Source organism: Streptomyces sp. NPDC003456, assembly GCF_042878735.1.
Lineage (GTDB): Bacteria > Actinomycetota > Actinomycetes > Streptomycetales > Streptomycetaceae > Streptomyces.
The window spans coordinates 459,406-479,623 of sequence record NZ_JBIAOK010000003.1 but is presented as its reverse complement, the minus strand read 5'-3'; the positions used below and the strand labels follow the sequence as shown (position 1 = coordinate 479,623).

Genomic DNA, 20,218 nt, shown 5'->3' with positions numbered 1-20,218 from the left:
CCCGGCCCGGTGGGGCCGGGACCGTCCTCAGACCTTCGGCTGCGCGCTCCTCGCCAGGGAGCCGCACAGGGCGGTGGCGCTGCCCGTCGCGTAGGGGTCGGTGCCCGCGGGGCCGCCCTCCTTGGCCGTCTGGCCGGCCAGCAGGGGCCGGAGGTGGTTCGTGGAGTCCTCGGCGCAGGACAGCGGGCCGGCCTGGACGTAGGAGACGACGAGCCGGGCCTGGTGCAGGCGCAGGTCCTCGCGGTCGAAGCGGAACTGCAGCTCGCGCCGCAGGGTGAACAGGGACACCTCGTCCTTCGCGGCGGCCCCCGCCGGCCGCAGGGCGTAGACGAAGGTGTGGTCCGCGGTGACCTCCAGCGTGGAGGAGTCGGCCTCGGCGGCCTGCAGGGTGCCCTGCACCCGGACCTCGCGCTCGGCCAGCTCGGCACGGGAGGGGTCGAAGCGGACCAGCCAGCCGGTGGGCGCGTGGCGTCCGTCGGCGGTCGGGCGGGCGAAGCTCTGGTCGAACTGCTCCAGCTGGTCGGGGTCGAGCAGGACACGCACGGAACGCACCTCGCGCCCGGTGAGCACCTCCGGGTCGAGGGCGGAGCGGACGATGTAGTCCTTGGCCGTGGTCAGGGCCGTGACGACCTGGCTGTCGGAGAAGTGCGCGGTGCGCCGTGACGCCGGCAGCGGCACGCCCTCCGCGCCGGACTTGAACTGCGCGGCGGGGCTGTGGGCGTACAGGGACGCCGGGTCGGCCGTCCCGGGCACCTCGCCCTCCGGGGCGAGCGGGATGACGGTCATCCGCAGGGGTTCGCCGGGCCCGCGGGCGGCCGGGGTCTGGTAGGGGTTGCGGACGCCCATGTAGATCGCGGTGCCGAAGGCGACGGCGATCAGCAGGACCAGGACCAGGGCCTGCCGGGACAGGCCCCGGCGCACGGGCGTGCGGCGGCGTACGGCGGGCGCGTGGTCGGCGATGCGCTCCTGGGCGGAGAACTCCTGGAGGCGGGCAGCGCGGACGAACGATTCGTCGAAGACGACGGATCGGTACTCGTCCTCGCCACCTCCGGGAACGCCCTCGGGAGTCCCCTCAGGTGGGTTGCCAGGCCCGCCCATATCTTCACTGTAGGTTCCCCGGGGCCCGGGTAAACGCCGGGTTGCTCCACAAGTTCTGACAGGTTCTCACCAGGGCCGGCGGGTTCCGGTCAGGGGGTGCGCGGGATCACCGACATGGCGGGCCGGGAGTGGTCGGCGGACGCGGAGGGGGCGGCCCCGCTGCCCTGCTCCGGCCCGGTCGAGGTGGGCGGGGGCAGCGGTTCCTCGCGGTCGGAGGCCCCGCGGTAGACCGCCGTGAAGGCCAGGGCGACCATGCCGACGCCCATCACGAGGGCCAGCACCCAGGCGACCGGGCGGTGCCAGCGGACCTGTCGCGCGTAGGACCCGGGGTAGCGGTGGTGGTCGTCCAGGATGTCCGGGTCGTCGAAGTCGTCGAGGTCGGGATCACGGCCGTACGCGCCCCGTGCGTCGGCGCCGAACCCCTCGTCGTGGCGCTCGCCTCTGGCGTGGGCGCGGCGGGCCTCCGCCTCGGAGGCCTCGGCTCTGGCCTGGGCCGCGGCCAGGAGGCGTTCGACGGCGGTCGGCTCGTGCACCACGGCCGCGCGTACGAAGGCCTCGTCGAAGACCACGGAGGCGAACTCTTCGTCCGACACCCCGCGGTCGTGGTCGTCGTCGGGCTCCCGGCCGTCCGCGAACGGCGTGCCCCCCACGTCCTCCGGCACGGATCCAGAGTAGACCTGGGGGGTCATTTTGGGCAGACGGTATGGAAATTCATCCGCCTTCGGGGACGGCTCTCGCGGGGCGCCGGGCGGCGCGCGTCCGGCGGGTCCGCGCCCGCGGCACGCGCGTACGCCGCCGGGGCCCGTCCCCGGCGGGGTGTGCGGGGACCCGCACACCCCCGTTGCGCCGTTCGGGTCAGCGCCGTACGTGGCCGTCGCCGGTCACGATGTACTTGGTGCTGGTCAGCTCCGGCAGGCCCATCGGGCCGCGGGCGTGCAGCTTCTGCGTGGAGATGCCGATCTCGGCGCCGAAGCCGAACTGGCCGCCGTCGGTGAAGCGGGTCGAGGCGTTCACCGCGACGGTGGTGGAGTCGACCAGCTGGGTGAAGCGGCGGGCGGCCTGCTGGGAGGTCGTCACGATGGCCTCGGTGTGGCCGGAGGTCCACAGCCGGATGTGCTCCACGGCCTTGTCCAGGGAGTCCACGACGGCCGCGGCGATGTCGTACGAGAGGTACTCCGTCTCCCAGTCCTCGGTGGTCGCCTCGACCACGGTGGCCTTGGAGTCCGCGGCGTAGGCCCGCACGCGCTCGTCGGCGTGCACGGTGACCCCGGCCTCCGCCAGGGCGTCCAGGGCGCGGGGCAGGAACGCGGCGGCGATGTCCTGGTGGACCAGCAGGGTCTCGGCGGCGTTGCAGACGCCGACCCGCTGGGCCTTGGAGTTGACCAGGATCTCGACGGCCATGTCCAGGTCGGCCTGGGCGTCGACGTAGACGTGGCAGTTGCCGGTGCCGGTCTCGATGACGGGGACGACGGACTCCTGCACGACCGTGTTGATCAGGGAGGCGCCGCCGCGCGGGATGAGTACGTCGACCAGGCCGCGGGCGCGCATCAGCTCGCGCACGCTGTCCCGGCTCTCGCCGGGCACGAGCTGGACGGCGTCGGCGGGCAGGCCGGCCCCGCCCACGGCGTCGCGCAGGACGCGCACGAGGGCGGTGTTCGACCGGTAGGCCGAGGAGGAGCCGCGCAGCAGGACGGCGTTGCCGGACTTCAGGCACAGGGCCGCGGCGTCGACGGTGACGTTGGGCCGGCCTTCGTAGATGATGCCGACGACGCCGAGGGGCACGCGGACCTGGCGCAGGTCGATGCCGTTGGGCAGCGTGGAGCCGCGGACGACCTCGCCGACCGGGTCGGGCAGGGCCGCCACGTCGCGCACGTCGGAGGCGATCGAGCGGACCCGCTCGGGGTTCAGGGTGAGCCGGTCGATCATGCCTTCGGCGAGACCGGCCTCACGGGCCCGGGCGACGTCCTCGGCGTTGGCCTCCACGATCTCGCTCGTGCGGACCTCCAGCGCGTCCGCGATGGCCAGCAGCGCGTCGTCCTTGTCGGCCCGCGGCAGCGGCGCGAGGGACGCGGCGGCGGCCTTGGCGCGGTAGGCGGCCTCGGTGACCGGGGACATGGAGTCGTACGGAGAGAGCGTGGTCATGAGGGAAGGGTAGTGCGCCGGACGCGCCGGTTCATCGCGTGTTCCACAGCCCGAGACGCCTCCCGGACAGCCGTCAGAACGGGTGGATGCCGACGGGCGAGGCGGGCGGCGGGCCGTACCCCTCGGCGACGCGCTGGTGGTAGGTGGCCCGGTCGATGACCTCCAGGCCCACGATCTCCCAGGGCGGCAGCCCGGCGGTCTGCCTGTGCTCGCCCCACAGGCGCAGGGCCACCGCGGCCGCGTCGTGCAGGTCGCGGGCCTCCTCCCAGTAGCGGATCTCCGCGTGGTCGACGGCGTAGCGGCTGGTGAGCAGGAAGGGGTGGTCGTGGGCGAGCTGCTCCAGGGCGCGCCGGACCTCCGGCAGCGGGGCCTGCCTGCCGGAGACGCTGAGGGTGACGTGCCACAGGCGCGCGGTGTCCGCGGGCTGCTCCCCGTCGAACCGGTCTCCGGCCGCCACGCTGGTCAGGGCGCGCTCCTCACCGGCCGCGCGGGAGCCGGGACCACCACGGGACACGGTGGCCCCAGGGCGCACTCGTCTCACGACGGCCTCCTTCGCTCAGCGGCGATGCTGCGGGACAGTTCCCCCGAGACAAAGTTGAGCAGGCCGCAAGGGTTCGTGGGGCCGTTTTGCGGAACGTCCACCACCGGGGGCGGATGTTTCGGAACATTACGGGTGCAGGACCACCAGGTCGTCCCTGTGTACGACCTCGCGTTCGTACGCGGGGCCCAGGTCCCGGGCCAGCTCCCGGGTGGAGCGGCCGATGAGCCGCGGGATCTCCCTGGCGTCGAAGTTGACCAGCCCCCGGGCCACGGCGTGCCCCGCCCGGTCGCGCAGCTCGACCGGGTCGCCGGCGCTGAAGTCGCCCTCGACGGAGGCGATGCCCGCGGGCAGCAGCGACTTGCGGCGGTCCACGACGGCCTGCACGGCACCGTCGTCCAGGGTGAGGGCGCCCTGCGGGGTGGAGGCGTGCTGGAGCCACAGCAGCCGGTCGGCGGAGCGCTTGCCGGTGGGGTGGAAGAAGGTGCCGGTGTCCTGCCCGGCCAGGGCGTCGGCGGCGTGCACGGCGCTGGTCAGCACGACGGGCACCCCGGCGGCGGCCGCGATGCGGGCGGCCTCGACCTTGGTGACCATGCCGCCGGTACCGACACCGGCCCGGCCCGCGCTGCCGATCTCGACGTGGGCGAGGTCGGCGGGGTCGCGGACCTCGGCGATGCGGGAGGTGCCCGGCCTGGCCGGGTCGCCGTCGTAGACGCCGTCCACGTCGGACAGCAGGACCAGCAGGTCGGCGTGGACGAGGTGGGCGACGAGCGCGGCCAGGCGGTCGTTGTCGCCGAAGCGGATCTCGTCCGTGGCGACGGTGTCGTTCTCGTTGACGATCGGGAAGGCGCCCATCGCGAGCAGCTTGTCCAGGGTGCGCGAGGCGTTGCGGTGATGGGCGCGGCGGCTCATGTCGTCGCTGGTCAGCAGCACCTGGCCGACGCGCACGCCGTAGCGGGCGAAGGAGGCGGTGTAGCGGGCGACCAGCAGGCCCTGGCCGACGCTGGCGGCGGCCTGCTGGCGGGCCAGGTCCTTGGGGCGGCGGCGCAGGCCCAGGGGGGCCAGTCCGGCGGCGATGGCGCCGGAGGAGACCAGGACGATCTCCTTCTCCCCCCCGCTGCGGACCTTGGCGAGGACGTCGACCAGCGCGTCCACGCGGTCCGCGTCGAGGCCGCCCGAGGCGGTGGTCAGCGAGGAGGATCCGACCTTGACGACGATCCTGCGGGCCTCGCCCACGGCCTGCCTTGCCCCTGCCACGTCCCCGCCGTCCCCTCGCGCCGCTCCGGTCCCTCGCCGGGGGATTCTTCCGGTGTCCCACCAGGAAAGTCCTCCGGTTTTCCACCACGGAATCTACGGGACGACGCGGCGTCACGCCTTGCCGGTCCACGCTCCGGACGGCGCGTCCCACCTGACGTGACCACGATCTCCATACCCCGATGACGACAGCCGCGCAATCTTCCGCTACGGTCCCTGGGCACGGCAGGACAACGATCGTCCCTACACTCCGACGTCACGCACGTGTCGTCGGGAGACTGCCGCGCGTTAACCCGGACGGCCGACATGCGCCGAACCGACGCATCTGGAGTGACCGCAGTGCCCCTATCTCTCCCTCGTCCGCCTGCCCTGTACAAGGGGCTGGCGGCCGTCGCCCTGGCCGCAGCCTTCGCCGCTCAGGCGGTCGCTGCTCTGCTGCCCAACGTGCCGCTGCTCCTCGCCTCGACCGCCCTCTCCCTGGCCGTGGAGGGGGTGCTGTACAAGTGGCAGCGCGGGGTGCAGTCGCTGTTCGCCAAGTCGCACGCGGACATCACCGTACGGCACGTCCTGCGGGACCTGCTGCTCGTCGTGGGCCTGCTGCGGCTCGGCGAGCAGGACCGGGAGACGGTCTACGCCCCGCTCGTGGCGGGGCTGCTGCTGTTCTACGTGCTGCACTTCGCGGTGCAGGCGGTCTCGGTCCTGGTGCGGCGCAGCCGCACCCTGCCGGTGGTGACCCGGAACATAGACGCCTCCGCGCTGCGGCTGTCCCCGGCCCCGGCCGCGGTGCTGCGCCGCCCCGGCCAGCGGCTGCTGGTGTTCGGTCTGCCGGCGACGGCCGGCCTGCTGGCCGCCGCGCCGGGCGACGACCCGGTGTACGCCGCGGTGGGCATCGCCCTCTCGGTGGTCCTGTGCCTGGGCGGCCTCTGCGCGATGCTGGTGCGCCTGCTGCCGAGCCGCCGGCCGGCCGGCGAGGAGGAGGTGCTGGCGTGGTTCGACCAGTGGCTGGCGGAGTACAAGCCGACGGCCGGTCTGTACTTCTCCGGCGGGGTCTCCTCGGCCTACCAGGCCAACATGTGGCTGGAGCCCCTCGCGCACATCGAGGGCAAGCCGATCATCGTGCTGCGCGAGCGGTTCATGGTGCAGAAGATCGCGGCGACGGACATCCCGATCGTGTGCCTGCCGAAGGTGTCCACGCTGATGCGGCTGGAGCACTCCACGCTCCAGGTGCTCATCCACCCGTCGAACTCGGGCAAGACCTCCCAGGTGCTGCGCATCCCGACGATACGGCACACCTTCGTCAACCACGGTGAGAGCGACAAGCTGTCCTCGTGCAACCCGTACGCGAAGGCGTACGACGAGGTGTGGGTGGCCGGGCCGGCGGCGCGCGAGCGGTACGCCCTGGCCGAGGTGGGTGTCGAGGACAAGGACGTGGTCGAGACGGGCCGCCCGCAGCTGGACGGCGTCCTGCCTCACGCGGGCCCGCCGCAGGGCGCGTACACGACCGTCCTGTACGCCCCGACCTGGGAGGGCTGGGACGGCAACCCCGGCAACACCTCCGTGGTCGCGGCCGGGGAGAACCTGGTGCGGGCGCTGCTGGCCGACCCGGGCGTGCGGCTGCTGTACAAGCCGCATCCGCTGACGGGCTCCGTGGACCCGCGTGCGGGCGCGGCCGACCAGCGCATCCGCGAGCTGATCCGCGCGGCGAACCGGCAGCGGCAGCAGGCCCAGCCGCAGGGCGCCGGTGAACTGGCGCGGCTGACGGCGGAGCTGGAGCGGCTCACCACCTCCGTGTTCCGGTCCGGGTCCGACGTGGCGGAGCGGATGCTCGTGCAGTCGGCGCCCGAGCCGGGCCGTGCCGCGGCGGTGCGCCGGGCGACGGCCGCGTGGGAGGCGGCGTACTGGGCCTCGCTGCCGGCCGGTGAGCACCAGATCATCACGGACGCCCGGCCCGCGCTGTACTCCTGCTTCAACGCGGCCGACCTGCTCATCAGTGATGTGTCGAGCGTGATCAGCGACTTCCTGGCGAGCGAGAAGCCGTACGCGGTGGCCAACACCAGCGGGCTGCCCGAGGACGCCTTCCGTGCCGCGTTCCCGACGGTGGCGGCGGCGACCGTGCTGACGCCGGACGCGGCGGGCGTGCCCGCGCTGCTGGAGTCGGTCCGGCACCCGGAGAACGACGAACTGGCCGAGGCCCGCGCCGCGTTGAAGCTGCGGCTGCTGGGTCCTGCCGAGCCTTCGTCCCAGGAGCGCTTCAACGCGGCCGTGCAGGCGCTGTGCGAGGAGGCCCGGGAGCACCGGGCCCGGGTGGCGGAGCGGCTGACCACGGAGCGTCTGGCGGCGGAACTGCCGGGCCAGCGCACGGAGACGGCCGTGTCCACCACCGCACCGCGCTGACCGGCGGCGCACAGCCACCGCGGGGGTCGCCGGCGTTGCCGGCGGCCCCCGCCGCGCTGTTCACGCCGCCGCCCGGGGCCCGCGGGCCCGCCACACGCTGCGCGCCTTGCGCGCGGCCCGGCGCACGAACAGGCCGACGCCGCCCTCCCGGTGGCCCGGGACAGCCCGCGCCTCGCGGGACTCGGCGAGGTAGACCGCGTCGGGGACGGCCGCGGCGCGGTCGCGGAAGTGCGGGTAGGCCAGGTAGACGCGGCGGCCCCTCCGCTCCAGGACGGCGGGGGCCTGCTTCCCGGCCTTGACGAACTCCACCACGGCAGGCAGCAGATCGGGCCGCTGCTCGGCGACCAGGTGCAGCCGCAGCCGCTCGTGCACCTTCAGGCGCCGGGCGACGCCCTCGGTCCAGTACGCCTCCATCAGCGGCGCGGCCAGCTCGAACTTGTGCCGCCGCACCTCCTCGCCGTCCGTGAGGTACGTGGGCCCGAACTGCGGCAGCAGCGTCACCAGGAACGGCCGGACCATCAGCTGGTCGCGCCGGCCGCCCGCGGGGACGTGCTGCGCGATGAGGTGCATCAGGGCCCGCGCGGAGTCGAAGCGCAGGGCGTGACCGCCGCTCCGGGTCACGTGCTTGCCGTCGTCGCGGCCCACCAGGTAGTAGCAGGTGTGGTCGGCCACGATCGAGACGCCGTCCGCCCGCAGGTACGCCTCCATGGTGAACAGCGCGTCCTCGCCGGTGAACAGCGACTCGTCGAAGCGCATGCCGTGCCGCTCCAGGAGCTCCCGGCGGAACAGCTTCTGCGCGCTGAGCGTGAACTTGATCCGGGAGGAGAAGACGTCCGTCCGCTCCACCGTCGCACCCCACATGGACTTCGGTGCCGAGCGGTTGACGCCCTCCACCTTCCCGAGCACCACGTCCGTGCCGGCCCGGTCGGCCATGGCGGTCATCCGCTCCAGCGCCTCGGGGCCCAGCCGGTCGTCGGCGTCCAGGAAGAAGACGTAGCGTCCGGTGGCCTTGCCCAGGCCGACGTTGCGCGGGCCGCTCGGGCCGCCGGAGTTCTCCTGACGGATCACCAGGACGGGCATGGGAGCCCGCTCGGCGAACTCCTCCAGGTACTCCCCGGTGCCGTCCGTCGAACCGTCGTCCACCGCGATGACCTCGACGCGCGCCGGATCGATGGTCTGCGCCTCGACCGAGGAAAGGCACTCGATCAGGTACGGCATCGCCTCGTACGCACCGATGATCACGCTGACCTCAGGTCGCGCGGCCACGTTCCCTCCCCGGTCAATGGGATGTTCCCCCCGTACCGCCTCATTCACTACCTGACAGACGGATGCCGGGAACAAGCGGTTGCCTCTCGGCCAGGTGTTCCTGGACCACCTCCCTGTACGTCGCGCAGGGCCGGAAACGTCGAAGAGTCCGGCCCCGGGACGACTCCCTCGGGGCCGGACTCCTCGGCGCGGCAGCCGGTCAGGCCGGGGCGGCTCCGCCGGTGTCACCGGCGGCGGGCACCCGCTGCCCGGACACGGCGTCGGTCAGCTCGGCCTCGGCCGCCGTCTCGGCCTCCGCCTGGTCGAGGGCGGCCGCGTCCCGTGACCGCAGGCCGACGTTGCGCGTCTCGGCCTTCAGCGCCAGGTCCGCGACGGCCGCGTTGAACTGCTCCAGGGAGGTCGGCTCGTCCGGGCCCAGCAGGTACTGCTTGAGTTCCCTGCGGTCCTCGGCCAGCGGGTCGGCGGCCGGGTCGCGGACGGCGCTCAGCAACTCGCCCAGTCCGGCGGCGCTGTTGGTGAGGATCACCGCGGCACGCACCGCCGTGTTGTTCCGCTTGAATTCCTCGGCGCCCACCCCGGCGGAGTCGGTGACCGCGTAGGGCTTGCCGCTGGCGATGAAGTCGGAGACCACGCTGGAGATGTCGGAGACCATCGCGTCGGAGACGTTGAAGCAGTCGTACAGGGGCGGCTCGGCGCCGGTGATGACGCGGTGCTCCCAGGTGGGGAAGGAACGCCAGTAGGCGTCGTTCCACTCGGCGCGCAGCCGCGCAACCTCCTCGTGCGTGGCGGTGTCGAGCAGCCCGTCCCGGCTGGCCTCGGCCTCGTCGCCCCGGTCGGATCCGGCACCCGACAGCTGGGCGAGGCGGGCCTCGACGCGCTGCAGTTCGGCCGCGGCCCGCGCCTGGGCGGCGGGGTCCGGGACGAAGCGGGGGTCGGCTGCGCGCTCGGCGGCGGCCTTCTCCACCAGGGCGGTGATCCGCCCGTGCGCGGCCGCGGCCTCCTGGCTGACGGTGCCGGTGAAGGGGTGCGGCTTGTACAGGACGCGCACGGGCGGGTCGGCCGCGACCAGTTCCCGCACGATGTTCTCGCCGGCCAGCACGATCGAGGTGTTGCCCGGGTTGCCGTCCCAGCCCTCCCAGGTGGGGGCGTACAGCACGGTCGGCATGCGGCCGTCGGGCACGCCCTGCCAGGTCCGGATCGGGGCGAGCTGGGGGCGGCCGACCTCGACGATGTCCTCGTCGCGGACGCCGACGTCGGCGAGGGCGTAGCGGTCGCGGCCCGCGCGGCCGGCCGTCCAGACCTCGTCGTAGACCTTGCTGTACGGGTTGACGCTGGCGAGCTTGTCGCTGTCGCCGTGGCCGATGAAGACGTGCTTCATGGTGGGCACGCGCAGCAGGTGGATGTTCTTGCCGACGTTGGCCGCGTACAGCGCGACGCGCACGGTGGACAGGTCCAGGTTCATCAGGTGGACCCCGCCGGGCACGCAGACGACGGGGACCGTGGTGGGCGCGAGGTTGGCGAGGATGACGCGCTCACGCAGGATGATCAGCGGCCTGGAGTCCAGCTTCTCCATGGTGTCCAGCCACATGTTGACCTGGTACGCGGAGTCCTTGGACCCGGAGAAGTACAGGACGGTCTCCGGCTTGTACTCCGCCAGCCATTCGTCGACGGCGGCCAGCACGCGCTCGGCGTTCGGCGGGATCCGCCGGCCCCACACGTACGGCGCGAGCGCGAGGACGTACAGGGTGGCGAGGGTCAGGGTGAGACCGATGCCGACGAAGCCGATCAGGGACGACTTCACCTGGGCGGCGATCAGTATGCCGACGACCGCCGCCAGGTCGAGGTGCAGCATCTTCTCGGCGGAGCGGTGCAGCAGCACGTACGGCGGGGCGTCGGGGATGCGGATGCGCGAGCTGAGGTCGACGTTGCGGGTGACGACCGGCATGCGGCGGCGGTTGCGGATCAGCTGGACCAGCGCGCCGTGCGGTGCCTGCAGGCCGTAGAAGGCGATGAAGCAGGCGATGGCCCCGTAGTAGATCAGGTTGTCCGCGAGGGACAGCCGGGCCAGCAGCAGGACGAGCAGCAGCTCCCGGATCAGGAAACGGATCGGCAGGCCGGCCCGGACCTTGCCGAGCCGGTTGATCAGGTAACTGCCCTTGTGGTGCAGATAGTGGTCCGCCAGGTACGTCACGGCGGCCGCTGCCGCGAAGGCGGGGACGCTCGGCACGAGCGCGGCCAGCATGAGGACGGGGAAGCCCGCCACCATGAGGATCGCCGCGGCCAGCTCGGCCGCGCTGCCCACCCTGGCTACGCGAATGGCTGTGGATATCACGGAGGAACCTGCTCTTGTGAGGGATGTGCCGGTCTTGCTCACGGATGCGGCTGGTCTGTGAATCTGCCCAGGGGTACGGATGCGGGCCCCCGCGAACACGCGTGTTGCCCTAATGGACAACAAGCGTGCATAGAAGCCCGATTTGCCGGAGTTTGATGGGCGGCAAATGTTACACGCCGTCCTGCCGGTCCAGCACCGAGGCCAGGGCCTGCTCGAAGCCGGACGCCCGGGCTGCGCCGGCGGTGGGGTCCTGCTGGCGGACGTCGATGACGTGGCCGGTGAGTGCGGAGAGCAGCACGTCGAGCGAGGCGCGGGCCACGGCCTCCGAGGACAGCAGCGAGCCCGCGGGCTCCTCGCCGAACGCCATGGTGCGCATGGGGGTGGCGGTGCGCTCGGGGTTGATGCAGTTGACGCGGATGCCGTCGGCGGCCCACTCGTCGGACAGGGCCTGGGTGAGGTTCACCATGGCGGCCTTGGTGGAGGAGTACAGGCTGTACTCGGCGCGGCCGCGGGTGTAGCTGCTGGACGTGTAGAGCAGCAGCTGGCCCTTGGTCTCGGCCAGGTACTTGTGCGCGGACCGGGCGATCTGCACGGGAGCCAGGTAGTTGACCTTCAACGCCTCCTCGATGGTGGCGTTGTCGGTCTCGGCGAGCTTGCCGATGCGCAGCACGCCGGCGGTGTTCACCACGTGGTCGATGCGGCCGGTCTCGGCGTACGCCCTGGACAGGGCGTCGTCGACCTCCTCCGGGTTCTCCACGTGGGTGCCGGTGGTGGAGCGGCCCAGGGCGTAGACGTGGGCACCGTAGGCCCCGGCCAGCTCGGCGATGTCCTTGCCGATGCCGTAGGAGCCGCCGAAGACGACGACGGTCTTGCCGGTGAGCAGTTCGCGGTAGGCGTCCTCGGTGACCCGCTCGGGCGCGGCGGTGGAGGCGAGCTGGAAGAGCTTGTCGGCGATGAAGACGTCGACGGGCTGGGTGACCTTCATGTTGTACTCGTCACCCGCGACGACGTGGATCGGTACGTCCGGCAGGTACTTGAGCACGACGGAGCAGTCGTCGGTGGCCTGGAAGTTGGGGTCGCCCGAGGCAACCTCATAGGCCCGCCTGATGGTGGACAGCTTGAAGGCCTGCGGGGTCTGGCCGCGGCGCAGGCGGGAGCGGTCCGGGATCTCGGTGATGAACTCGCCGTCCTGACCGTGGGTGCGCGTGACGATGATGGTGTCCGCGGACGGGATGGCCACGTCGACGGCCTCGTAGCGCTCCAGCGCGGCCACGCAGTCGTCGATGACGCGCTGCGACAGCAGGGGGCGTACGGCGTCGTGGAAGAGGACGTTGAGGTCCTCGCCCTCGGCCAGGCCCTCGCCGAGGGCGGCGATGGCGCGCTCGGTGGTCTCGTTCCGGGTCGAGCCGCCCTCGATGACCTTCGAGACCTTCGTGAACCCGGCCTTCGCGACGATCTTCTCGACGTCGGGCACGTAGCCCTGGGCCATCAGCACGATGACGTCGTCGATCGAGTCGGCGTTCTCGAAGGTGGCCAGAGTGTGCTCGATGACGGCCTTGCCGGCGATCTTCAGCAGCTGCTTGGGGATCGACAGTCCCACCCGCTGACCGGTGCCCCCGGCCAGGATCACCGCGGTGGTACGGGGCTTGGCTATGTGCTGAGGCACAGGTTACCTACCTTGAGACGACAGGGAACCACAAAAGGGTCCCACTTGTGGTGAACGCAGTGCAAGGTGAGCGACCTGTACCGCCCATGTGCGCGCAACCTGTCATTCACCTCCCACTGCTGGTGATCGGTAAGACGGTTGTGCGGGCCATTTGGAGGCCCCACTGTGAGTAACTCCACAAGATTTCAACGATCGGTGAGCCGCGCGGGGCGGCGGTGGCCGAGGATCTCGCGGTGAGCACCCGCGGACGAAGTCCGCTGTGCGGCGGGCGTGTTGACGGTGTCCGGACGAACCGGCGAGCGCGGCGCCCGGGGCCGGGTGGCCCGAAACACGGTCCGGCGCCGAGGGCCCGTCGGGGAGGACCGGCGACCGCGCGGCGCCGAATGCCGAGCGTCCGTCCGCCGTTCACGGCGGAATTCCGGTCGCCATTTCCGCGCCATTAAGTGCGGCCCGGCACGGCCGAGATCAAAAACGCCGATTCACCTGGTCCGGACCGGTATCAGGGCCGATCCAGGGCTCGCGCGTCCCCTCCCCCGGAGGGAGGAGTACGCAAAGGGAAACCCGCCGCCGGCACGGGAACGAGCCCTTGCAGGGGGCGGGTCTGACGGAGGTTCAGCAGTTGAGGCGTGGCGTCCGAGCACAACGGACCGCGCCGGCCGCGGTGCAGGGCGGTGCCCCGCAGCGCGGCCGGCGCGGTCCGTCGGCGGTGAGACCGGTCAGAACGGCTCGAAGTCGTCGAACTCCTGCTGCGCCTCGTCGCGCTCGGCCTGGCGGTCCCTGCGGCGCTGCGCCGCGGGCCGTGCCGCCTCCAGCCGGTGGTCCTCGCCACGCCGGCCGAGCATCTCGGCACCGGCCATCATGGACGGCTCCCAGTCGAAGACGACCGCGTTCTCCTCGGGACCGATGGCGACGCCGTCGCCGCCCCGGGCGCCCGCCTTGAGCAGCGCGTCCTCGACACCGAGCCGGTTGAGCCGGTCCGCGAGGTAGCCGACCGCCTCGTCGTTGTTGAAGTCGGTCTGCCGCACCCAGCGCTCGGGCTTCTCGCCGCGCACCCGGTACAGGCCGTCCTCCTCCTGCGTCACGGTGAAGCCGGTGTCGTCCACGGCCTTGGGCCGGATGACGATACGCGTGGCCTCTTCCTTCGGCTTCGCGGCCCGGGCCGTCGCGACCAGCTCGGCGAGCGCGAACGACAGCTCCTTGAGGCCCATGTGCGCCACGGCCGACACCTCGAACACGCGGTAGCCGCGCGCCTCCAGGTCGGGCCGGACCATCTCGGCCAGGTCCTTGCCGTCCGGTACGTCGATCTTGTTCAGCACGACGATCCGCGGACGCCGGTCCAGACCGCCGTACTGGCGCAGCTCCTCCTCGATGATGTCGAGGTCGGAGACCGGGTCGCGGTCGGACTCCAGGGTCGCGGTGTCCAGGACGTGCACGAGCACGCTGCACCGCTCGACGTGCCGCAGGAACTCCAGGCCGAGGCCCTTGCCCTGGCTGGCCCCGGGGATCAGCCCGGGCACGTCGGCGATCGTGTAGACCGTCGAACCGGCCGTGACGACACCGAGGTTGGGCACGAGCGTGGTGAAGGGGTAGTCGGCGATCTTGGGCTTGGCCGCGCTCAGCACCGAGATCAGCGACGACTTGCCCGCGCTCGGGTAGCCGACGAGGGCCACGTCGGCGACGGTCTTCAGCTCCAGGACGACGTCCCGCAGGTCCCCCGGCTCGCCCAGCAGCGCGAAGCCGGGCGCCTTGCGCCGGGCGGAGGCCAGCGCGGCGTTGCCGAGGCCGCCCCGGCCGCCCTGCGCGGCGACGAAGGAGGTGCCGTGGCCGACCAGGTCGGCGAGGACGTTGCCCGCCTTGTCCAGCACCACCGTGCCGTCGGGCACCGGAAGGACCAGGTCCTGGCCGTCCTTGCCGGAGCGGTTGCCGCCCTCGCCGGGCTTGCCGTTGGTGGCCTTGCGGTGCGGCGAGTGGTGGTAGTCGAGGAGCGTCGTGACGGACTGGTCGACGGTGAGGATCACGTCGCCGCCACGGCCGCCGTTGCCGCCGTCCGGGCCGCCGAGCGGCTTGAACTTCTCACGGTGGACGGAGGCACAGCCGTGGCCTCCGTTACCCGCGGCGACGTGCAGTTCGACGCGGTCCACGAAGGTGGTCATGGGATGTGCCTCCAGTTACTGCCTACTGCGGGGATGTCTCTTGGGTAACACGCGAAAGGCGGACCCGCTTCCCCTCGGGGAAGTGAGGCCCGCCTCGCGAAGGTTTCCGATCAGGCGACCGGAACGATGTTCACGACCTTGCGGCCACGGTGGGTGCCGAACTGCACCGAACCGGCCTGCAGGGCGAACAGCGTGTCGTCGCCGCCGCGACCGACACCGGCGCCCGGGTGGAAGTGGGTGCCACGCTGGCGGACCAGGATCTCACCCGCGTTGACGACCTGACCGCCGAAGCGCTTCACGCCGAGCCGCTGGGCGTTGGAGTCGCGACCGTTCCGGGTGGACGATGCGCCCTTCTTGTGTGCCATTTCTCCTCAGTCCCTTACTTCGCAGCCGTGGGGATCTCAGTGACCTTGATCGCCGTGTACTGCTGGCGGTGGCCCTGGCGACGGCGGTAACCCGTCTTGTTCTTGTAGCGCAGAATGTCGATCTTCTGGCCCTTGTGGTGGTCCACGACCTCGGCCTGGACCTTGATGCCGGCCAGCACCCACGGGTCGCTGGTCACGGACTCGCCGTCGACAACGAGCAGGGTCGAGAGCTCGACCGTGTCGCCAACCTTGGCAGTGGAAATCTTGTCAACCTCAACGATGTCGCCGACAGCAACCTTGTGCTGGCGACCACCGCTGCGCACGATGGCGTACACGCGGAACTCACTCTCTCGCTCGGGAAACGGCACCCCCGCAGGCCAGCAGCCCGACACAGCGGGCAGCCTCTCCTGGGCGCCCGGCGCCCTGGAGGATGAGGTTTACGGGGATGTGACGCGTCAGTCGACACGCCGACGGTCAAGGTTACGGGGCCGCGGCCGAAAGGGTCAAACCGAGCCGGGCCCGCCCCCTGTGCGACCGGTCACGCCGGTCGCGTCCACCGGGGCGTGCGCGTGGTGCACGCACGCCCCGGGGACGTTCGGGCCGGTCAGGCCTCGTCGGTGGAGGCCGTGACGGAGGCCCCGGAGGACTGCTCCGCCGCGACCGTCTTCTTCGACGTGGCCTTCTTGGCGGCGGTCTTGGTGGTCTTCGCCGCCTTCTTGGCCGTCGTCTTCTTGGCCGCGGTCTTCTTCGCCGCGGTCTTCTTGGTGGCGGCCTTCTTCGCCGTGGCCTTCTTGGCCGTCTTGCGGGCCGTCTTCTTGGCGGGGGCGGCCTCCTCGGCGGCCTCCTCCGCGACGGCATCGCCGGACGCGTCGGAGGGGTCGGACGCGGGCACCTCGGCGGCCGGCTCGGCAGCGGCCTCGGACCCGTCCGTCCCGGTCACGGCTCCCCCGGACGCGGCCTCCTCGGGCGCGGCCGACGGGACGACCACGACGGCCGTCTCCTCGGACGCCGTGGACACCGTGGGCTTGCGCACGGCGCGACGCCGCGGGCGGGCCGGGGCGGCGCTCTCGGCGGGCGCCTCGGCGACCGGCTCGGCGGCCTCGGAGGGAGCGGCCGGCTCGGGCGCCGCGGTCTCGGCCACGGGGGCGGTCTCGGCGACGGTCACGACCGTCGCCTCGGCACCCGCCGGGGAACCGGCCGGAGCGGACACCTTGCGGGTGGCCCGGCGCCGCGTACGGCCCTTGGGCGCGGCTTCCTCCACCGGAGCGGCGTCGGAAGCCCGGGCGGCGTCGGACGCCGCAACGGCTTCGGCAGCCGGAGCGGCGGACGGGGCCTGTGCGGCCTCGACCACCGGGTCCTCCACGGCCGTCGGCTCGGCCTGCGCCTCGGCGGCCGACTCCGGCTGCACCGGGCGGGCGGCCTCGAGCTCGGCGGTCACGTCCTGCGCCGTCGGCACCTCGGCCTCGGCCTGCTCGGCCTGCTCGGCCCTGCCCCGGCCGCGCCGGGTCTTCTCCCTGCCCTGCTCGGCCTTCGGCTCGGCGGCCTCACCGCGCGGAGCACCCGCCGGGGCCGACGCGCGCCGGCTCGCCCGGCGCCGGGACCGGCCGCGCGTGGCAGCGGCCTCCGCCTCGGCGGCGCTGCTGTACAGCTCCTCGTCCGGCTCGAAGGCCGGCTCGGGCAGGGCCACCGGCTCGGCGACCTCGGCCACGACCTCGGCCTCGGCCTCCGCCTCCTGCTCGGCGGTCTCGACGGCCGCCTCGTGGACGTGCGGCTGGTCGGCGGCGCCGGCGCGGGCGCGCTTCTTGCGCTTGCCGCCGCCCCCGGCCGAGGTCGGCTGCTCCATGTGCACGATGACACCGCGGCCGTTGCAGTGGACGCAGGTCTCGGAGAAGGACTCCAGCAGCCCCTGGCCGACCCGCTTGCGGGTCATCTGCACGAGCCCCAGCGAGGTCACCTCGGCCACCTGGTGCTTCGTGCGGTCCCGGCCCAGGCACTCCAGCAGGCGCCGCAGCACCAGGTCCCGGTTCTGCTCCAGCACCATGTCGATGAAGTCGATGACGATGATGCCGCCGAGGTCGCGCAGCCGCAGCTGGCGGACGATCTCCTCGGCCGCCTCCAGGTTGTTGCGGGTGACGGTCTCCTCGAGGTTGCCGCCCTGGCCGGTGAACTTGCCGGTGTTGACGTCGACGACGACCATCGCCTCGGTCCGGTCGATCACCAGCGAGCCGCCGCTGGGCAGCCAGACCTTGCGGTCCAGGGCCTTGGCGAGCTGCTCGTCGATCCGGTACGTGGCGAAGACGTCGACCTCGGAGGTCCACCGCTGCAACCGCTCGGCGAGGTCGGGCGCCACGTGCGAGACGTACCCGTGGATCGTCGACCAGGCCTCGTCGCCGCTGACGACGACCTTGGAGAAGTCCTCGTTGAAGATGTCGCGCACGACCCGGACGGTCATGTCCGGCTCGCCGTACAGCAGGGTCGGGGCGTTGCCGCTCTTGGCCTTCTTCTGGATGTCCTCCCACTGCTGCTGCAGCCGCTCGACGTCCCGGCGCAGCTCGTCCTCGCTCGCGCCCTCCGCGGCGGTGCGCACGATGACGCCCGCGTCCTCGGGGACGATCTTCTTGAGGATCGTCTTCAGCCGGGCCCGCTCGGTGTCGGGCAGCTTGCGGCTGATGCCGGTCATGGAGCCCTCGGGCACGTACACGAGGTAGCGGCCCGGCAGGGAGACCTGGCTGGTCAGCCGGGCGCCCTTGTGCCCGATGGGGTCCTTGGTCACCTGGACGAGCACGGACTGCCCGGACTTCAGGGCGGACTCGATGCGGCGCGGCCCGTTGGCCATGCCGAGCGCCTCGAAGTTGACCTCGCCGGCGTAGAGCACGGCGTTGCGGCCCTTGCCGATGTCGATGAAGGCGGCCTCCATCGACGGCAGCACGTTCTGCACCTTGCCGAGGTAGACGTTGCCGACGTACGAGGTCGACTGCTCCTTGTTGACGTAGTGCTCGACGAGCACGTTGTCCTCGAGGACGCCGATCTGGGTGCGGTCGCCGTGCTGGCGGACGACCATCACGCGCTCGACGGCCTCGCGGCGGGCCAGGAACTCGGCCTCGGTGATGATCGGCACGCGGCGGCGGCCCTGCTCGCGGCCTTCGCGGCGGCGCTGCTTCTTGGCCTCCAGACGGGTCGAGCCCTTGATGGACTGCACCTCGTCGGACGGCTCCGCCTTGGGGCGGGGCTCGCGGACCTTGACGACCGTGCGCTCGGGGTCGTCGTCGGAGGGCTCGGCTTCGGTGCCGGAGTCACCGGCGCGGCGCCGGCGGCGGCGTCGGCGGCGGCTGCTGCTCGAACCGCCTCCGGCCGACTCGTCCCGGTCGCCGTCCTCGGAGTCCTCGCGGTCCTCCTCGGTCTGCTCGGCGGTGTCCTCGGCGTCCTGCGCGGCCTGGGCGGCGGCGACCTGGTCGGACTCGTCGTCCCCGGTCTCGCCGGACTCGGCGTCGAGGTCGGCGGACTCGCCACGGCGACGGCGGCGGCCGCCCCGGCGGCGGCGACGGCGCGAGCCGCCGCCCTCGGAGTCGTCGTGGTCCTCGCCGTCGGCCTGGTCGTCACCGGAGTCGTCGACGGCGTCCGCCTCGTCCTCGTCGGCGGCGGCGTCCTGCTCGGGGGTGTCGGCGGTCCGGGTCTCGGCGGCGCGGTCCTCGGTCTCCTCGGCGGAGCCGCGGCGGCGACGGCGGCGGCGCGCACCGGCGGACTGCTCCTCGCGGGGCTCCTCCGCCTGCGCGCTGTCCTGGGGCTCCTCGGGCTCGCCGGCACCGGCGGCCTCGGCGGCGGCCGCCGCGGCGGCCCGCTCCGGGGTCTGGAACTGGGGCTCGGCGAACACCGGGGCCTGGAACAGGGCGACGGCGGGCCGCGCCGGACGCGCCGGGGCCTCGCTGTCGCCGTCGGCGGCACCGGCGTCGGACTTCGGGGCCCGCTTCGCGGACCGCGCGGGGCGGGCGGGCTCGGCGAAGCCGCCGGCGGCCCGGCGCACGACCCGGCGACGGCGGCGCGGACCGGCGTCCTCGGCCGGCTCGGCGGACTCCTCGGCCCGGTCGGCGGACGCGGTCCCGGCGGCCGGGGCCTCGGAGGTCCCGGCGGCGGGCCGCGTGGCGGCGGACTCCACCTCGGGGGCGGGCGCGGGCTGGGCGGCCGGGGTCACGCTCGCGGCGGACTCCTCGGCGCTCTCGTCCGCCGCGGCGGGCGTGGCCGCGGGGGCGGAGGCCCGTCGTGAGGCGCGCCGGCGGGTCCGGCGCGGGGCGGCGTCCTCGGTGTCGGCGGCAGTCGGCTCGGAGTCGCCCGACGCGCTCTGCGCGGTCTCGGCCGGCACGGCGGCGGCGGGCGCGGTCACGGGCTGCGCCGCGGCGGGCTCGGCGGCGGCCGGTGCGGGCTGCGCGGTCTCCGCCTGCGTCGTGGCCGTCTCGGCCGTCTCGGCCGGGGAGGTCACCGTGCGGGTGGCGCGGCGGCGGGTGCGGCGGGGAGCGGGCTCCGCGGACACCTCGGCGCTCGCGGGGGCCGCGGCCGGCTCGGTGGTGGGGGCGTCCGCGGCGGAGGTCGCGGGCACCACGGTCTCGGCGGCCCCGGCGTCGGACGGGGAACCGGCGGGCGCGGAGGCCCGGCGTACGGCGCGCCGCCGCTTGGGGGCGGGGGGCGCGGTGTCCGCGGCGGCTGCGGCCTCGGGGGTCTGCTCGGTCTCGGCGGCGGCTGCCTCGACCTCGTCGGTCTCGACTCCGTCGGCGGCCAGTTCGTCGGCCTCGGCGGCCGCTACGGCCGGCGCGACGGTCTCCGCCGCGGCCTCGGCGGCGCCACCGGCGGGGGGACCCGCCGGGCGGGAGGCGGCACGCCGCCGCCGGCGGGGCGGCAGGGTGTCGCTGGGCGTGTTGTTGTTCTCGTCAGAGCCGGTCGAGGACTCTGCGGGTTCGGTCGGTTCGAGCATGCGGGCTTGTCTCCCGTCAGGCTCCCGGGCGCCGCGCCTGGCCCGGC

The 20,218-nt window shown here is 73.2% G+C and carries 13 protein-coding genes; 1 reads left to right on the top strand and 12 read right to left on the bottom strand.

The annotated features are described in order from the left end of the window. Positions 1 to 27 precede the first annotated feature (27 nt). From ACFYWG_RS13115 to proB, 5 genes are all read right to left on the bottom strand, one after another. Positions 28 to 1,098 carry a hypothetical protein gene (locus ACFYWG_RS13115; RefSeq protein ID WP_376323007.1) on the bottom strand — a complete coding sequence of 357 codons (1,071 nt, stop codon included), beginning with the start codon at positions 1,096 to 1,098 and terminating at the stop codon, positions 28 to 30. An 89-nt stretch (positions 1,099 to 1,187) separates the two neighbouring features. Beyond that, the gene (locus ACFYWG_RS13110; RefSeq protein ID WP_383509908.1) at positions 1,188 to 1,787 is read right to left on the bottom strand and encodes a hypothetical protein; all 600 of its coding nucleotides are present in this window, start codon (positions 1,785 to 1,787) and stop codon (positions 1,188 to 1,190) included. A gap of 166 nt (positions 1,788 to 1,953) precedes the next feature. After that, positions 1,954 to 3,240, bottom strand: coding sequence for a glutamate-5-semialdehyde dehydrogenase (locus tag ACFYWG_RS13105; RefSeq protein ID WP_383509910.1), 1,287 nt, complete (start codon positions 3,238 to 3,240; stop codon positions 1,954 to 1,956). 73 nt (positions 3,241 to 3,313) lie between these two features. Further along, positions 3,314 to 3,772 (bottom strand): hypothetical protein, encoded by a 459-nt coding sequence (locus ACFYWG_RS13100; RefSeq protein ID WP_376334937.1) that lies wholly within the window; start codon positions 3,770 to 3,772, stop codon positions 3,314 to 3,316. A gap of 135 nt (positions 3,773 to 3,907) precedes the next feature. Beyond that, positions 3,908 to 5,014, bottom strand: a complete 1,107-nt coding sequence (gene proB / locus ACFYWG_RS13095) for a glutamate 5-kinase (protein WP_376334935.1) — start codon at positions 5,012 to 5,014, stop codon at positions 3,908 to 3,910. A gap of 324 nt (positions 5,015 to 5,338) precedes the next feature. On the opposite strand from proB, the gene ACFYWG_RS13090 reads away from it, so the two are divergent. Next, positions 5,339 to 7,426: a hypothetical protein gene (locus ACFYWG_RS13090; protein ID WP_383509913.1), complete on the top strand. Its 2,088-nt coding sequence runs from the start codon at positions 5,339 to 5,341 to the stop codon at positions 7,424 to 7,426. A gap of 60 nt (positions 7,427 to 7,486) precedes the next feature. On the opposite strand, the gene ACFYWG_RS13085 is transcribed toward ACFYWG_RS13090, so the two are convergent. The 7 genes from ACFYWG_RS13085 to ACFYWG_RS13055 all read right to left on the bottom strand — a co-directional run bounded on the left by ACFYWG_RS13085 (position 7,487) and on the right by ACFYWG_RS13055 (position 20,171). After that, positions 7,487 to 8,644, bottom strand: a complete 1,158-nt coding sequence (locus tag ACFYWG_RS13085) for a glycosyltransferase family 2 protein (protein ID WP_389201803.1) — start codon at positions 8,642 to 8,644, stop codon at positions 7,487 to 7,489. A gap of 247 nt (positions 8,645 to 8,891) precedes the next feature. Further along, entirely contained in the window at positions 8,892 to 11,024 is a 2,133-nt protein-coding gene (locus ACFYWG_RS13080) for a hypothetical protein (protein WP_389201195.1), read from the bottom strand. 169 nt (positions 11,025 to 11,193) lie between these two features. Next, on the bottom strand, positions 11,194 to 12,690 hold the full coding sequence (locus ACFYWG_RS13075) for a D-ribitol-5-phosphate cytidylyltransferase (RefSeq protein WP_376334926.1): 1,497 nt from the start codon (positions 12,688 to 12,690) through the stop codon (positions 11,194 to 11,196). A gap of 716 nt (positions 12,691 to 13,406) precedes the next feature. Beyond that, the gene (gene obgE / locus ACFYWG_RS13070) at positions 13,407 to 14,843 is read right to left on the bottom strand and encodes a GTPase ObgE (protein ID WP_376334979.1); all 1,437 of its coding nucleotides are present in this window, start codon (positions 14,841 to 14,843) and stop codon (positions 13,407 to 13,409) included. 110 nt (positions 14,844 to 14,953) lie between these two features. Continuing rightward, positions 14,954 to 15,208, bottom strand: coding sequence for a 50S ribosomal protein L27 (gene rpmA / locus ACFYWG_RS13065; RefSeq protein ID WP_010041940.1), 255 nt, complete (start codon positions 15,206 to 15,208; stop codon positions 14,954 to 14,956). A 14-nt stretch (positions 15,209 to 15,222) separates the two neighbouring features. Further along, the gene (rplU, locus tag ACFYWG_RS13060; protein ID WP_333930614.1) at positions 15,223 to 15,543 is read right to left on the bottom strand and encodes a 50S ribosomal protein L21; all 321 of its coding nucleotides are present in this window, start codon (positions 15,541 to 15,543) and stop codon (positions 15,223 to 15,225) included. Between the two features lie 269 nt (positions 15,544 to 15,812). Further along, positions 15,813 to 20,171, bottom strand: coding sequence for an Rne/Rng family ribonuclease (locus ACFYWG_RS13055; protein ID WP_389201191.1), 4,359 nt, complete (start codon positions 20,169 to 20,171; stop codon positions 15,813 to 15,815). Positions 20,172 to 20,218: the final 47 nt, after the last annotated feature.